Annotated in this window: 10 protein-coding genes; 3 read left to right on the forward strand and 7 right to left on the reverse strand. The window is 73.7% G+C overall.

The window, feature by feature from the left end; genetic code table 11:
* Nucleotides 1–91 precede the first annotated feature (91 nt).
* The gene (locus ACFXKG_RS34815; protein WP_384847506.1) at nucleotides 92–1,621 is read right to left on the reverse strand and encodes an amino acid permease; all 1,530 of its coding nucleotides are present in this window, start codon (nucleotides 1,619–1,621) and stop codon (nucleotides 92–94) included.
* A gap of 108 nt (nucleotides 1,622–1,729) precedes the next feature.
* Nucleotides 1,730–2,737: a hypothetical protein gene (locus tag ACFXKG_RS34820; RefSeq protein ID WP_384847509.1), complete on the reverse strand. Its 1,008-nt coding sequence runs from the start codon at nucleotides 2,735–2,737 to the stop codon at nucleotides 1,730–1,732.
* A gap of 1,292 nt (nucleotides 2,738–4,029) precedes the next feature.
* Here ACFXKG_RS34820 and ACFXKG_RS34825 point away from each other — a divergent pair.
* The gene (locus ACFXKG_RS34825) at nucleotides 4,030–5,781 is read left to right on the forward strand and encodes a TIGR03767 family metallophosphoesterase (protein WP_384847511.1); all 1,752 of its coding nucleotides are present in this window, start codon (nucleotides 4,030–4,032) and stop codon (nucleotides 5,779–5,781) included.
* Between the two features lie 50 nt (nucleotides 5,782–5,831).
* Here the strand turns inward: ACFXKG_RS34825 and ACFXKG_RS34830 are convergent, their stop codons facing one another.
* Together ACFXKG_RS34830 and ACFXKG_RS34835 are read right to left on the reverse strand one after the other, a co-directional pair.
* Nucleotides 5,832–6,440: a TetR family transcriptional regulator gene (locus ACFXKG_RS34830; protein WP_384847514.1), complete on the reverse strand. Its 609-nt coding sequence runs from the start codon at nucleotides 6,438–6,440 to the stop codon at nucleotides 5,832–5,834.
* Nucleotides 6,437–7,915 carry an MFS transporter gene (locus ACFXKG_RS34835; protein WP_384847517.1) on the reverse strand — a complete coding sequence of 493 codons (1,479 nt, stop codon included), beginning with the start codon at nucleotides 7,913–7,915 and terminating at the stop codon, nucleotides 6,437–6,439. The genes ACFXKG_RS34830 and ACFXKG_RS34835 overlap by 4 nt, the downstream gene beginning before the upstream one ends.
* 303 nt (nucleotides 7,916–8,218) lie before the next feature.
* Here ACFXKG_RS34835 and ACFXKG_RS34840 point away from each other — a divergent pair, with 303 nt between their 5' ends.
* Nucleotides 8,219–9,475, forward strand: coding sequence for a DUF4032 domain-containing protein (locus tag ACFXKG_RS34840; protein WP_384847520.1), 1,257 nt, complete (start codon nucleotides 8,219–8,221; stop codon nucleotides 9,473–9,475).
* A 9-nt stretch (nucleotides 9,476–9,484) separates the two neighbouring features.
* On the opposite strand, the gene ACFXKG_RS34845 is transcribed toward ACFXKG_RS34840, so the two are convergent.
* From ACFXKG_RS34845 to ACFXKG_RS34855, 3 genes are all read right to left on the reverse strand, one after another.
* The gene (locus ACFXKG_RS34845; protein WP_384847523.1) at nucleotides 9,485–10,519 is read right to left on the reverse strand and encodes an NAD(P)/FAD-dependent oxidoreductase; all 1,035 of its coding nucleotides are present in this window, start codon (nucleotides 10,517–10,519) and stop codon (nucleotides 9,485–9,487) included.
* Complete coding sequence (locus ACFXKG_RS34850; protein WP_384847526.1) at nucleotides 10,516–11,040, reverse strand: isoprenylcysteine carboxyl methyltransferase family protein; 525 nt, start codon at nucleotides 11,038–11,040, stop codon at nucleotides 10,516–10,518. The genes ACFXKG_RS34845 and ACFXKG_RS34850 overlap by 4 nt, the downstream gene beginning before the upstream one ends.
* 87 nt (nucleotides 11,041–11,127) lie before the next feature.
* Nucleotides 11,128–12,180: a type III polyketide synthase gene (locus ACFXKG_RS34855; protein ID WP_384847528.1), complete on the reverse strand. Its 1,053-nt coding sequence runs from the start codon at nucleotides 12,178–12,180 to the stop codon at nucleotides 11,128–11,130.
* A gap of 134 nt (nucleotides 12,181–12,314) precedes the next feature.
* Here ACFXKG_RS34855 and ACFXKG_RS34860 point away from each other — a divergent pair, with 134 nt between their 5' ends.
* The gene (locus ACFXKG_RS34860) at nucleotides 12,315–13,193 is read left to right on the forward strand and encodes a UbiA family prenyltransferase (RefSeq protein WP_384847531.1); all 879 of its coding nucleotides are present in this window, start codon (nucleotides 12,315–12,317) and stop codon (nucleotides 13,191–13,193) included.
* Nucleotides 13,194–13,199: the final 6 nt, after the last annotated feature.

Raw genomic sequence — 13,199 nt, forward strand, 5'->3', positions numbered from 1 at the left:
TATCACGGCTCGATCGGGCTGGGCGTCGGTGGGTCGGGGCGCCCCGCCCACCCCACCACCCCCTCGGGGACGGACCGGGAACGTCCGGCGATCAGACGATGCCCTCGGAGATCTCCGACTGTTCGCGGGCGTTGCCGTACGCCTGCGGGGTGCTGTACGAGCCGCGGGCGATGTACCACCAGACGGTTGCCAGCGCCAGGACGACGGCGAGGGCGATCACCGCGTAGTTCATCGAGTCGACGGTCACGGGGTTGGTCTGCGGAAGGCAGAAGAGCACGGTGACCAGGGCCACCCACACCACGGCGATCCAGCCGATGGGCTTGGACCAGCGGCCCAGGCTCCAGGGGCCCGGTTCGAAGCGGCCCTTGGCGCGCAGCTTGAGGAAGATCGGGATGGCGTACGCCGGGGTGATGCCGATGACGTTGATGGCCGTGACCGCGCCGTACGCGGTCGCCGAGTACAGGGACGGTATGGCGAGCACGCCCGCGACGATGACCGACAGCCACACCGCGGGGACCGGGGTCTGCGTACGGCCGCTGACGCGCCGCCACAGCGCGGAGCCCGGGAGCGCGTTGTCGCGGCTGAAGGCGAACACCATCCGGCTGGCCGCCGCGACCTCCGCGTTGCCGCAGAAGAGCTGCGCGACGATGACGAGCAGCAGCAGCGCGGTCGCGCCGCTGGTGCCGAGGGCGTCGATGAGGATCTGCGCGGGCGGCACGCCGGTGGCGCTGTTCTGGGCGCCCGCGTAGTCCTGGATGGCGAAGGTGAGGCCGGCCAGCAGGGCGAACCCGGCGATCCAGGAGACCCAGATGGCCCGGACGATGCCGCGCGCCGCCGTGACGGAGGCGTTCGAGGTCTCCTCCGAGAGGTGGGCGGAGGCGTCGTAGCCGCAGAAGGTGTACTGGGCGAGCAGCAGGCCGATGGCCGCGACGTAGAGCGGGTTCTGCCAGCCGGTGTCGTTCACGAACTCGGTGAAGACGAAGGAGGGCGACTGGTGGCTGTCGGGGATGATCGCGAGCGCGCCGACGATGACGGCGACACCGATCAGGTGCCACCACACGCTGATGGAGTTGAGGACGCTGACCAGCCGGACACCGAAGAGGTTCAGCACGGCGTGCAGGAAGAGAATGCAGAGGAATATGACAAAGGTCCAGCCGGGGGTGGGGCTGAAACCGAACTGGAGGTTGAGGAAGGCTCCGGTGAACAGCGCGGCGCCGTAGTCGATTCCGGCGATCGCGCCGAGCAGTCCGAGCAGGTTGAGCCAGCCGGTGTACCAGCCCCACTTGCGTCCGCCGAGCCGGTCGGCCATGTAGTAGAGGGCGCCCGAGGTCGGGTACGCGCTGGTGACCTCGGCGAGCGCCATGCCGACGCAGAGGACGAAGAGTCCGACGCCGGCCCAGCCCCAGAGCATCACGGCCGGGCCGCCGGTGCCCATGCCGAACCCGTAGAGCGTCATGCAGCCGGACAGGATGGAGATGACGGAGAAGCTGATGGCGAAGTTGCCGAAGCCGCCCATCCGGCGGGCGAGCACCGGCTGGTAACCGAGCTCGCGCAGCCGCTTCTCCTCGTCCACCGGTGGCGCGGGCTCGGTCTTCGACCAGGTCGGCGGGGAAACGGACATGGAACTACCTCCGGGGAGAAACACAAAAGGGGTGGGGACGGGGGCGAGAGGGCGGACGGAGGGGGACCGGCCGCGGGGAGAGGGCGGTGCGCGGTACGGGGCGGTGGATCAGCCGGAGCGGCCCTTCCGGGGCTCGCGAACGGCGCTGAGGCAGCGGCTGCGGGCCCGCAGGAACACATCCTCGGCCTCGGCGGCGTCGCCGGGCCGGCGCGTACGGTACGCCCAGGGCAGGGAGACGTAGTACGGGCCGAGCGCCTCGAACACCCGGGCCGCCTCGCTGAACTGGAGGGCGCCCCACAGGGCGTGCGCGAGCTGGTTGAGGTCGAGCAGCGACGCCTCGGCCAGGACGGCGTGGTCGAACCAGAGGTTCAGCGCCCGCAGGGCGTCGCGGGTGGCGTCCTCCGTGACCCAGTGCAGGTCGAGGGCTTTCTCATGGCCGTTGTCGCGACGGTAGCGCTCCGTCCTGACGAACAGCGGCATGGCGTGCAGCGACGATCCCTCGGGGGCGGAGGAGGCGGCCCACTGCACGAAGTTGACCGCCTCGGAGAGGGATCCGTCGGACCGCCGCGCGTACACGAACTGCAGCATGCGGTGGTACGCCTCGCGGTTGTACGGATCGCGCTTGTCCACCTCGGCCAGCAGTGCCCAGGGACCGGGGAAGAGCATCGGGCCGGGGGGCGGCAGCCGGTGCTCCTCCAGCCGCTGCTCGGTGTCGAGTTGGGACAGCGCCAGCAGACAGATCCAGGGCACCGGGTCGGCGGGGGCCTGCCGGGCGGCGGTGCCGCACGCCTCCCACGCCTGCTGCCACAGCTCCTGGGTGCGCGCGTGTCCCTCGCGGTGGGCGCGCACGGCGCGTTCGACCAGGACGCGGGTGTGCATGACGAGGGCGGCGGTGCTGTCGGGCTCCTCGCTCCGCCAGGCCCGTACGGCGTCGGATCCGGCGGCCACGGCCGCCAGTATCTGGGTGCGCTGGGTCCACAGGGACCAGTCACGGGTCTCGGCGAGGAGGTTGCGCATCGAGACCCAGCGCCCGGCGCGCAACTCCTGCACGGCGGCGCGCAGATCGTTGTCGTGGCCTGCCGGGTGGTAGACGGGGCGGAAGTTGTCACTCGCCATCAGTGGTGCTCCGTCCGCCTGTTGGGCCGTATCCGCCTGTGGGGCCCCGCAGGGGCCCGCGCGAGCCCGGCGAGATCCGAACGGGAGTCCCTAGCACCGGCCCTCCGCCCCCGTCCCTGGTGGCCCCGGGACCCGGAGGCGACGGGCGGCGCCGTGGTCCGGGAGACCGCCGACGGGGCGCCCGGATGAATGGATGATCGACATAGATCCTCAAGGACAGTGGGGGGTGAAACGTTCCGGCTGGGTACTGCGAAGGCGTGGTCGTACCGCGCCCACCGAAAGGGCGGGCTGATCGAGCCCACCCTGCCGCTGCGGCGATCAGTGTAGGGGCCTCGATCCGCCCCCTCGAACACTTTGCTGATCTTTCGCAACTCTCCGTTGATCAAGCGAGGTGACGCGGGGTCCGCTCGGGCCGTCCGGAGCGCGCGGGGCGGGTGACGTAACGGGAGGACATCGGCGGAGCCGGTACGGATCGGTCCGCACCGGGCGCGCCCGGTCCCGGGAAGCCCCCGCGACCGCTCCGACCTGCACCGCCGTGACCTGCGCCACTTCCGACCCCGGGCCCGTTCCCACCGGCCCCCGGGGTGCGCACACGGCGGGGAGGGCCGGCCCGTCCGAGCAGTCGAACAGGCCACGCCGTCCACGCGGAACTGTGACCCAACCGGAATCTATGAAGTACGCACCGTAGCCGGGAAGATGTCCCGCGCCCCGCCGCGCGCCCCGTGGACCGCACCCCCGGACGAGGCCGCGCACCGGCACCGACCTGGGAGGACCGTATACGGGGAGCCTCATTGCAGGCGCACACGACGGCACATGCCACCGGCTCTCCCCCGTGACCGCACGCAAGGGCGCGCGCCCGCGCGCGGATGGCATACAGAGCCTGCGACGGGGGCGCGCCAAAGGGGCGGCCCCACCGGCGAGGGGGTGCGCCGATGGGGCCGGGAAGGCTCAGGCGGCCGAGGGGGAAGGGCCGTGAGCGTGGTCCTGTCGAAAGGCGTGTGCCCGCTCTCCGGCGACCTATGCGTCCCGCGCGGGGCGTATTTCCCCGGCTTCCCGCGGCCGGCCGCGAGGGGACGCCCTTCCCCGCGCGGTGAACGGTGAGTGACCGCTTCCGGTCCTGCGGCCGAGGGCCCGGCGACGCTTCACCGCCGCGGTGATCCCTGTGTGGAGATGGGTGTCGGACGTTGGAGCGTCGTTCACTCCCAGGCCACGCCCGATGTCAAGCATCAAGGTGCAGCCAGGGGCCGTCCCCGGCACGCTTGCCGACGCGCTCGTACTCGGGAGACCGGATCATGACACGCATACGCTCCGCAGTCACCGCCGTCGACCGCCGTTCCTTCCTCACCGCGACCGGAGCGGTCGGTGTCTCGGCGGGGATCGGGCTGGCCCTCGGCGCGGGCGGCAACTCGGGGGCGGCGTCCGCGGCTTCCGCGGAGGCCGCCGTGCCGGGCCCCCGTGGCCCGGTGGCCCCGACGGCCACCGCCGCCCCCGTCCGGGCGCCTGCCGCGCCCGCCCGTACCACGCTGGACACGGTCGCCACCCCGCGCGACACGGCCGCCGCGTTCCGCCGGCTCGGCGACGGTCCCGGCTGGCGCCGGGTCGTACGGGAGCAGTTGGCGGCCCCGCGGGCCGGCCGCGCCGGACGGCGTACCGTGCTCAGCTCCTTCGTACAGCTCACCGATCTGCACCTGGTGGATGTCCAGCACCCCGTGCGCACCGAGTATCTGCGCTCGCAGCAGCTCTCCGGGTGGCGCCCGCAGGAGGCCCTGACGGTCCCGGGCGCGGTGGCGCTGATCGAGCAGATCAACGCGCTCAGGACGGGTCCCGCGACGGGGGCGCCGCTCTCCTTCGCCGTGACGACCGGGGACAACACGGACAACAACTCGCACGCGGAACTCGACTGGTTCCTCACGGTGATGAGCGGCGGCCGCGTCACCCCGAACACGGGCGACCCGCGCCGCTACGAGGGGGTGCAGAACTCCGGCGAGCGGCTGTTCTGGCACCCCGAGGACGGCCTGCGCGACACCGACAAGCGGCTCGGCTACCCCCGTGTCGACGGATTCCTCGCCGCCGCGGTCCGCTCGGTCAACAGCCCGGGGCTGCGCATCCCGTGGTACTCGACCGTCGGCAACCACGACGGGCTGGCGAGCGGCGCGATGGCCGACCGGAGCGGATTCCTCGCGGACTTCGCCGTCGGCTCGAAGAAGCTGTACGGCATCCCGGACGCCGAGGCCAAGGAGATGCTGAAGCTGCTCTCGAAGGGCGGCGACCCCTCCGGTGCCAAGCTGATCGACCTGCTGCGCCGTTCGAAGCGGCGGATGCGCACGATCACACCGGACCCGGGCCGGGCGCCCTTCGGCCCGCGCGACTATCTGAAGGCGCACCTCGATCCGGCGCGCGCCGGGGCGGGGCCGGCCGGGCACGGCTACACCGCGGCCAACCTCGACGGCGACACGCTCTACTACACCTTCCCGATGGGCGAGAACGTCACCGGGATCAGCCTCGACACCACCGACCGGGGCGGGCACTTCACGGGATCGCTCAACACCGCGCAGTTCAACTGGCTGAAGCGGACGCTCAAGGAGCTCCGGGACGGTTACGTCGTGGTCTTCAGCCACCACAACAGCTGGACGATGACCAACACCCACCCCGACCCGGCCCACCCCGGCGAGGCGCGGCACAGCGGTGACGAGGTGCTGGCGCTGCTGGGGCGCAGTCCGCAGGTGCTGGCCTGGGTGAACGGGCACAGCCACCGCAACGCGATCGCGCCGCGCGGCGGTTTCTGGGAGATCTCCACGGCGTCGCACATCGACTTCCCGCAGCTCGCCCGGGTCATCGAGATCGCGGACAACAACGACGGCACGCTGTCGCTGTTCACCACCCTGATCGAGTCGTCCGCGCCGCACCGTACGGACTTCGGGGACCTCTCGCAGACCGGGCTGGCGGCGCTCTACCGGGAGCTGTCGCACAACGCGCCCGGCTCGACCACCGCTCCGGCGGGCACGTCGACGGACCGCAACACCGAGTTGCTGCTGACGCGCTGACGCGGACGGACCGGCCGACCGCCGACGGGGCCGGTCAGCCGGAGCGCAGGTCAGCCGTCGATCAGGCGCTGGACGGCGGGGGCGTAGAGGTCGGCGATCCCCTCCGGGGTCGTCCGGCCGCCGGCGCCGGAGCGGTAGAGGCTCTGCACCGCGCCGAGGCCCAGCAGTTGTCCGGCGATCAGCTCGGCGCGCAGGGTGCGGTCGCGGCCGGTCAGCAGGCCGGCGAGGCGCTGGGTGATCTGTTCGTCGAAGCGTTCCCGCAGCAGGGCGCGCTCGTCATCGTTGCCCAGTGCGAACACCACCCGCAGCAGCGGGTCCCCCTGCTGCTCGCGGCGGCTGCGCACCAGGGTGAGGACCAGATGGCGGCCGAGTTCGCCGAGGGGCGCGGCGAAGAGCTGGTCGGCGGCGGGACCGAAGTCCGCGACCGTGTTGAACAGCCGTTCCTTGGTGCTGAAGTGCTTGACGATCAGGGAGGCGCTGACGCCCGCGTCGGCGGCGATCCCCCGCAGCGTCACCTCGGCGTACGGCCGGAAGGCGAACGCGCGCCGCGCGGCGCGCAGGATCGCGGCCCGGCCCGTCCCGGCGTCGGCATCGACGTCTGCACCGGCGCCGGCTTCCGACGCGGCGGTGGCCCGCGGGTCCGTTGCCCGCCCGTTCATGCGCCCTCCTGGGCCAGCGACTTCGCACGGTCCCGGCCGACCCTACCGGTGGCGGCGTCCGGCTGCCGCGGCAGACACAGCGTGACGGCCAGCGCGAGCAGCGCCGCGGTGCCCGCGAGGACGAAGACCAGCAGATAGGCGCCGAGGGTGGGGGCGGTGCGCCCGCCGGCGTCGAAGGTCATCCGGGCGAGTACGGCGGCCACGGCGGCGCTGCAGCACGCCTGCCCCACCGAGCGCATCAGGGTGTTGAGGCCGTTGGCCGCCCCGGTCTCGCTCACCGGCACCCCGCGCATCACCAGCGCGGGCAGGGCCGAGTAGGCGATCGCGGTGCCCGCGGCGACGACGGTGGCGCCGAGGACGATCGTCCAGAGCCGGTGGCTGGTGAAGAAGCGCACCGCGTAGCCGACGGCGAGGATGCCGGAGGCGATCGCGAGGGTGGTCCGCGGACCGTACGCGGCGGAGATCCGCGCGGAGACGGGCGACAGCGCGACCATCGTCAGGCCCCCGGGCAGCAGGCAGAGTCCGCTGACGACGATCGAGGCGCCCAGGCCGTAGCCGGTGGCCTTCGGTTCCTGGACCATCTGGGCGGTGGACAGCGAGTTGGCGTAGAAGGCGAAGCCGATGAGCAGGGCCGCGATGTTGGTCAGCAGCACCGCGGGGCGCGCGGAGACCCGGAGATCGACCATGGGTGAGGTGACTCGCAGCTCGTAACGGCCCCAGACGAGCCCGGTCACCACGGCGAGGAGCAGCAGTCCGAGCGTGCGGGCCGACGTCCAGCCCCAGTCGCCGCCCTGGGTGACCGCCAGCAGCAGGCTGACCAGCGCGGCGGACAGGCCGAGCGCGCCCAGTGCGTCGAACCGGCCGCGCGAGCGCCGGGGCGACTCCGGTACGCAGAGCAGGACGAGCGCGATGTCGAGCAGCCCGAGCGCGGCCGACGCCCAGAACATGGTGTGCCAGTCGTAGTGCTCGACGACCAGCGCGGCGACGGGCAGTCCGACGGCCGCGCCGATGCCCAGGGTCGAGCTCATCAGGGCGACGGAGGCCAGGACGCGCTCGGGCGGCAGTTCGTCGCGCATGATGCTGATGCCCAGCGGGACGACGGCGAGGGCGGCGCCCTGGAGCGCCCGTCCCGCGATCAGTACGCCGATGTGGGAGCTGACGGCGCACAGCACGGACCCGGCGGCCAGCACGCCGAGGGAGGCGATGAGGACGCGGCGCTTGCCGTACATGTCGCCGACCCGGCCGAGTACGGGGGTGCAGATGGCGCCGGTGAGCAGGGTGACGGTGACCAGCCAGCTCGCCGCGGTCGGGGTGGCGCCGGTGAGCGCGGGGACGTGCGGGAGCAGCGGGACGACGAGTGTCTGCATGACGGCGACGACCACCCCGCAGAACGCCAGGACGGCGACGAGGAACCGGGGGTGCGGGGCCTCGGCGGGCGGTCCGGCGGGACCGGCCGCGGGTATGGCTTCGGACATCTCGCTCCGTACGGTGAGGGGCCGGCGGGGGGCTGCACGGACCGATACGCGCGCCATGGGGCGGGTACGCGCAAAGGACATGCGCGGGAGACATGCGCGAGGGTCATGCGCGAGGGGTACGCGCGAGTCGGCAGGGTGCACAGGCGTTCACCCCCACGGTAAACGTCTGTGCACCCCCGCGCCAGACCAAAGGTGCACAAGCGTTCACCCCATCCTGCCTTGGGGGGACGCGATCCGACCCGGCACACTGTCCTCGGCCGCCGGGGATCCGGTGCCCGCCCGACGACCGCCGTGGGAGGCACGATGGCGCTCCAGATCAGCGCGACCAATCCGGAGCAGCCGGCCGTACTCCTCGACCTGCCCTGGAACATCCCGCTCGACCGGTGGCCCGACGCGTGCCTGGTCGCGCTGCCGCGCGGCATCTCGCGCCATGTGGTCCGCTTCGCGTCGGCCGGCCCCGAGATCGTGGCGGTCAAGGAGATATCCGAGCGGGGCGCGGTGCGCGAGTTCGGTCTGCTGCGCGATCTGCACCGGCTCGGCATCCCCGCCGTGGACCCGGTGGCGGTGGTGACCGGCCGGGTGGACGCGGACGGCGCGCCGCTGGAGCCGACGCTGATCACCCGCCATCTCAAGGGCTCGCTGCCGTACCGCTCGATGTTCGAGTCGACGATGCGCCCGAGCACGGTCAAGCGGCTCATGGACGCGCTGGCCGTGCTGCTCGTACGGCTCCATCTCGCCGGGTTCGCCTGGGGCGACTGCTCGCTGTCCAACGCGCTCTTCCGGCGGGACGCCGGGGCGTACGCCGCCTATCTGGTGGACGCCGAGACCGGTCAGCTCCAGCAGAACCTCAGCCGGGGACAGCGCGAGTACGACATCGAACTGGCCCGGGTCAACATCGCCGGGGAGCTGATGGACCTGGAGGCGTCGGGCGCGCTCCACCCCTCCGTCGACCCGGTGCCCTTCGGCGCCGCGATCGTACGGCGGTACGAGGACCTGTGGCACGAGGTGACGCGGGAGTCGGTGTACCCGGTGGACAAGCGCCATTACATCGACCGGCGGATCCGCCGCCTCAACGATCTCGGCTTCGACGTGGCGGAGATGCAGATCGAACGCTCCCCTCAGGGCGACACCGTGACGTTCCTTCCGAAGGTCGTGGACGCGGGCCACCACCAGCGCCAGTTGCTGCGGCTGACCGGGCTGGACGCCGAGGAGAACCAGGCTCGGCGGCTCCTCAACGACCTGGAGAGCTGGATGGCGGGCGAGGACGACTACGCCCCCGGCGATCCGCTGGGGGCCAGGCCCGAGGTGCTGGCGCACCGCTGGGTGCGCGACGTGTTCCGGCCGACGGTACGGGCCGTACCGCTGGAGCTGCGCGGTGAGATGGACGCGGCGCAGATCTACCACGAGGTGCTGGAGCACCGCTGGTACCTGTCGGAGGCGGCGGGGCGCGACATCGGTCTGGAGGCGACGATCGAGGACTACCTGGCGCATGTGCTGCCCCGATCGGTGGCCGCGCTGGCGCCGCCGCCGGCGGATCCGTCGGCCGACCTCTCCCCCTGACCGGGGCGGTCACTGGAGGGCGCGTACCGCCGCCGTGAAGAGCGACGGCGCCCGCGCCGCCGCCGGGACCAGCAGCCGGGCGCCCGCCGGGCGGCCCGCGACCCTCAGCAGCCCCTCCGTCAAGAGCCGGTGGCGGCGGGTCAGCGCGCGCCACGCCTGCTCGTACGCCTGGGGCCGCCCGGCCCGCAGGCAGCCCACCGCCACCCGGGCGGACACCAGCGCGAGGGCGATGCCCTCGCCGGTGAGCGCGTCGACGTAGCCCGCGGCGTCGCCCACGAGCAGCACCCGCCCCGCCGTCCGGTGGCGTACCCGGCGGCGCAGCGGACCCGCGCCGCGCACGGCTCCGGCGGGCGCTCCCGCGAGCCGGGCCCGCAGTTCGGGGAAGGCGGCGAGGTGGTCGTCGTAGCCGCGCCTGACCGTGCTCAGTACGGCGACCCCCACCAGGTCCGGGGCCACCGGCGTCACGTACGCCTCACCGTCCTCGCCGGTGGCCGACCAGTGGACCTCGACGAAGTCCGTCCACGGCGCGACACGGTAGTGCCGCCGCTGCCCGTAGCGCCGGGGGCCCCGTCCCGGCAGTTCCAGGCCGAGGCGGCGCCGTACCGGTGAGTGCAGGCCGTCCGCGGCCACCAGCCAGCGCGCCCGCAGGCCGCCCGCGGTCACCCCGTCGGCGTGCTGCTCGATCTCGCCGACCCGGCCGGTGACGATCCGTACGCCGGTCTCCTCGGCCCGCCGCGCCAGCGCCGCGTGCAGGGCGGTGCGGCGTACGCCGAGGCCGGGGCCCGCGTCGAAGGCGGCCTCCGCGCGCTCCGCGCCCCGGACGTACCGGATCCCGCGCAGGGTGTGGCCCCCGGGTCCGCCGGGCCCTTCGAGGCCGAGGGCGGCCAGCGCGCGCACGCCGCTGGGCAGCACGCCCTCGCCGCACGCCTTGTCGACCGGGGTGGCGCGCGGCTCGATCACCACGGTCTCCAGTCCGGCCAGGGCGGCGTGGACGGCGGTGGCGAGTCCGGCCGGACCGCCACCGGCCACCAGCAGGTCGATCACGGCAGGGCGCCCGCCCCGGCCATCCGCAGCGCGCTGTTCTCGCACCGGGTCCGGACGGTCAGCAGCGCGGCGTTGAGGACGGTGAACACCAGCGCGGTCAGCCAGGCACCGTGCACGAGGGGCAGCGCGACGCCCTCGGCCGCCACCGCCACGTAGTTGGGGTGGCGCAGCAGCCGGTACGGGCCGGCCGTCACCAGCGGGAGCCCGGGCACCACCAGGACCCGGGTGTTCCAGCGCGGCCCCAGGGTGCGCACGCACCACCAGCGCAGCCCCTGCGCGGCGACCACGACGGCGAGCATGGTCCAGCCGAGGGCGGGTACGAACGGCCGGTCGGCGAGCGCCACTTCGGCGAGGCAGCCGAACAGCAGCCCGGTGTGCAGGACGACCATCGGCGGATAGTGCCCCCGCCCCCGTTCGACGGCGCCGCGCGCCAGGCTCCAGCGGGCGTTGCGGCGGGCGACGGCCAGTTCGGCGACGCGCTCCGCGCCGACGGCCAGGACGAGCGCGGTGTACCAGATCATCTTCTTCCCTGTCTTTCTCTCCCTGTGGTGCGGCTGCCACTCGTGGTGCGGCTACCACTCGTGGTGCGGCTACCACTCGTGGTGCGGCTACCAGCGGAGCAGGACCAGTTCGGAGCAGAATCCGGGCCCCATCGCGAGCAGCAGCCCCGCCGTGCCGGCCGGGGGCGGCCGCTCGGCCAGGGTGTCGCGCAGGACGTGCAGCACCGAGGACGAGGACAGGTTGCCCACGGCGGCCAGGGAGTTCCAGGTGAGGTCCAGGGCTCCGGCCGGGAGTTCGAGGACGTCCTCGATCGCCTCCAGGACCTTGGGGCCGCCGGGGTGGCACACCCAGGCGGTGATGTCCTCGCGCCCCAGCCCGTGGCCGGCGAGGAAGCCGTCCACGTCGGCCGCGAGGTTCTTCCGTACGACGTCCGGAACGCTCGCGTCCAGGACGATCCGGAAACCGGAGCCGGTGACGTCCCAGCCCATCACGTGTTCGGTGTCCGGGTAGAGATGGCCGCGGGCGTCGAGGACCCGGGGCCCCGTGGCGCGGCGCCTGGCCCCGCAGGCGACGACCGCCGCCGCCCCGTCGCCGAAGAGCCCGGAGGCGACGAGGTTGGCCGTGGAGAGGTCGTCCCGCTGGAAGGTGAGCGAGCACAGCTCCACGGAGAGCAGGACGGCGACGTCGTCGGGGTGGCCCAGCAGGTAGTCGTGCAGCCGGGCGATGCCGGCCGCCCCCGCGACACAGCCGAGGCCGAAGACCGGTACGCGCTTGACGTCGGGGCGCAGCCCGAGCCGCCCCACCAGGAGGGCGTCCACGGACGGCGCGGCGATGCCGGTGACGGACGTGAACATCAGCAGGTCGACATCGCGCGGGGAGAGCCCGGCGGCGTCCAGCGCGCCGCCGACCGCCTCGATGCCCAGCGGGACCGCCGCTCCGATGAAGGCGTCGTTGACCGTGCCGAAGTCGTCGAGGGCGCCGTACCGGTCGAGGGGCAGGGCCGTATGACGGGAGGTCACGCGGGTCGCCCGGTGCAGCCGGTCGAGCACCCGGCGGTCGGCCCCCGCGGGCAGACAGCAGGCGGCGACGGTGTCCGTGAGGTCCTGCTGGCTGTGCTGATGCGGAGCCAGGGCTCCGTGGACGGCTGCGATGCGGGTCATCTGCGGTCCGAGGTCGGGGGCGACTGACGTGAAATCCCTGCCCCCGCACCGCCGCGCCACACGTGAAGTCGCCTGTACGGCCCCTCCGGTGGCGGCCCGGTGGACGGGGCCGCGGGGGACCCTACGATGGGCGGATGGACGCGAGGGACGAAGCGGGCATCACGGTCGGCGGCTCCCTCGGCGGGGCGCCGGGGTGGTGGCCGCGCTCCGCGGGGGCGCTGCCGAGGGCGTGTCACCCGGGGCCGACGGCCGCGGTGACGCTGCTGGTGGCGGGGCTCGCGGTGGCCGCCGGACAGGACGGTCCCGGCTGTGTCCTCGCGACGGCGGCCGTGCTGACGGGGCAGCTCTCCATCGGCTGGAGCAATGACGCGGCCGACGCGGCGCGGGACGTCGCGGCGGGCCGGCGGACCAAGCCCGTGGCGGACGGGGCGGTGACCGCGCGCACCGTACGCGGCGCCGCGCTGATCGCGCTGGCCCTGTGCGTACCCCTCTCCCTGCTGTACGGGGCGCTCGCGGGGGCGGTGCATCTGGTGGGGGTGGCCGCGGGCTGGGCGTACAACCTCGGCCTGAAGGCGACGGCGGCGTCCTGGCTGCCGTACGCCGTCGGGTTCGCCTCGCTGCCCGCCTTCGTGACGCTCGGTCTGCCGGGGCGGCCGCCGCCGGCCTGGTGGGTGGTGGCCGCGGCGGCGCTGGTGGGGGTCGGGGCGCACCTCGGCAATGTGCTGCCGGACATCGCGGACGACCTGGCGGCCGGGGTGCGCGGCTGGCCGCAGCGGCTGGGCCCCTCGGGCGTCCGGCTGCTGCTGCCCGCCCCGCTGGTGGCGGCCACGGCGCTGCTGGCGCTGGGCCGCCCCGGCGGAGCGGGGGTGCTCGCCCTGGTGGTGGCGCTGGTCGCCGCGGCGGGCGGCGCGCTGCTGGGGCGCCACCGGCCGAAGGCGCCGTTCCTGGCCGCCGTCGTCGTCGCGGCGGTCGATGTGGTGCTGCTGCTGTGGCGGGGGACGGCGCTCACCTGAGGCGCC

This window comes from Streptomyces sp. NPDC059255 (genome assembly GCF_042752355.1).
Taxonomy (GTDB): domain Bacteria; phylum Actinomycetota; class Actinomycetes; order Streptomycetales; family Streptomycetaceae; genus Streptomyces.

Coding starts and splice junctions, on each gene's coding strand:
- ACFXKG_RS34825 (WP_384847511.1), top strand. CDS start 4,030: ATGACACGCATACGCTCCGCAGTCACCGCCGTCGACCGCCGTTCCTTC.
- ACFXKG_RS34820 (WP_384847509.1), bottom strand. CDS start 2,737: ATGGCGAGTGACAACTTCCGCCCCGTCTACCACCCGGCAGGCCACGAC.
- ACFXKG_RS34850 (WP_384847526.1), bottom strand. CDS start 11,040: ATGATCTGGTACACCGCGCTCGTCCTGGCCGTCGGCGCGGAGCGCGTC.
- ACFXKG_RS34815 (WP_384847506.1), bottom strand. CDS start 1,621: ATGTCCGTTTCCCCGCCGACCTGGTCGAAGACCGAGCCCGCGCCACCG.
- ACFXKG_RS34830 (WP_384847514.1), bottom strand. CDS start 6,440: ATGAACGGGCGGGCAACGGACCCGCGGGCCACCGCCGCGTCGGAAGCC.
- ACFXKG_RS34835 (WP_384847517.1), bottom strand. CDS start 7,915: ATGTCCGAAGCCATACCCGCGGCCGGTCCCGCCGGACCGCCCGCCGAG.
- ACFXKG_RS34855 (WP_384847528.1), bottom strand. CDS start 12,180: ATGACCCGCATCGCAGCCGTCCACGGAGCCCTGGCTCCGCATCAGCAC.
- ACFXKG_RS34860 (WP_384847531.1), top strand. CDS start 12,315: ATGGACGCGAGGGACGAAGCGGGCATCACGGTCGGCGGCTCCCTCGGC.
- ACFXKG_RS34840 (WP_384847520.1), top strand. CDS start 8,219: ATGGCGCTCCAGATCAGCGCGACCAATCCGGAGCAGCCGGCCGTACTC.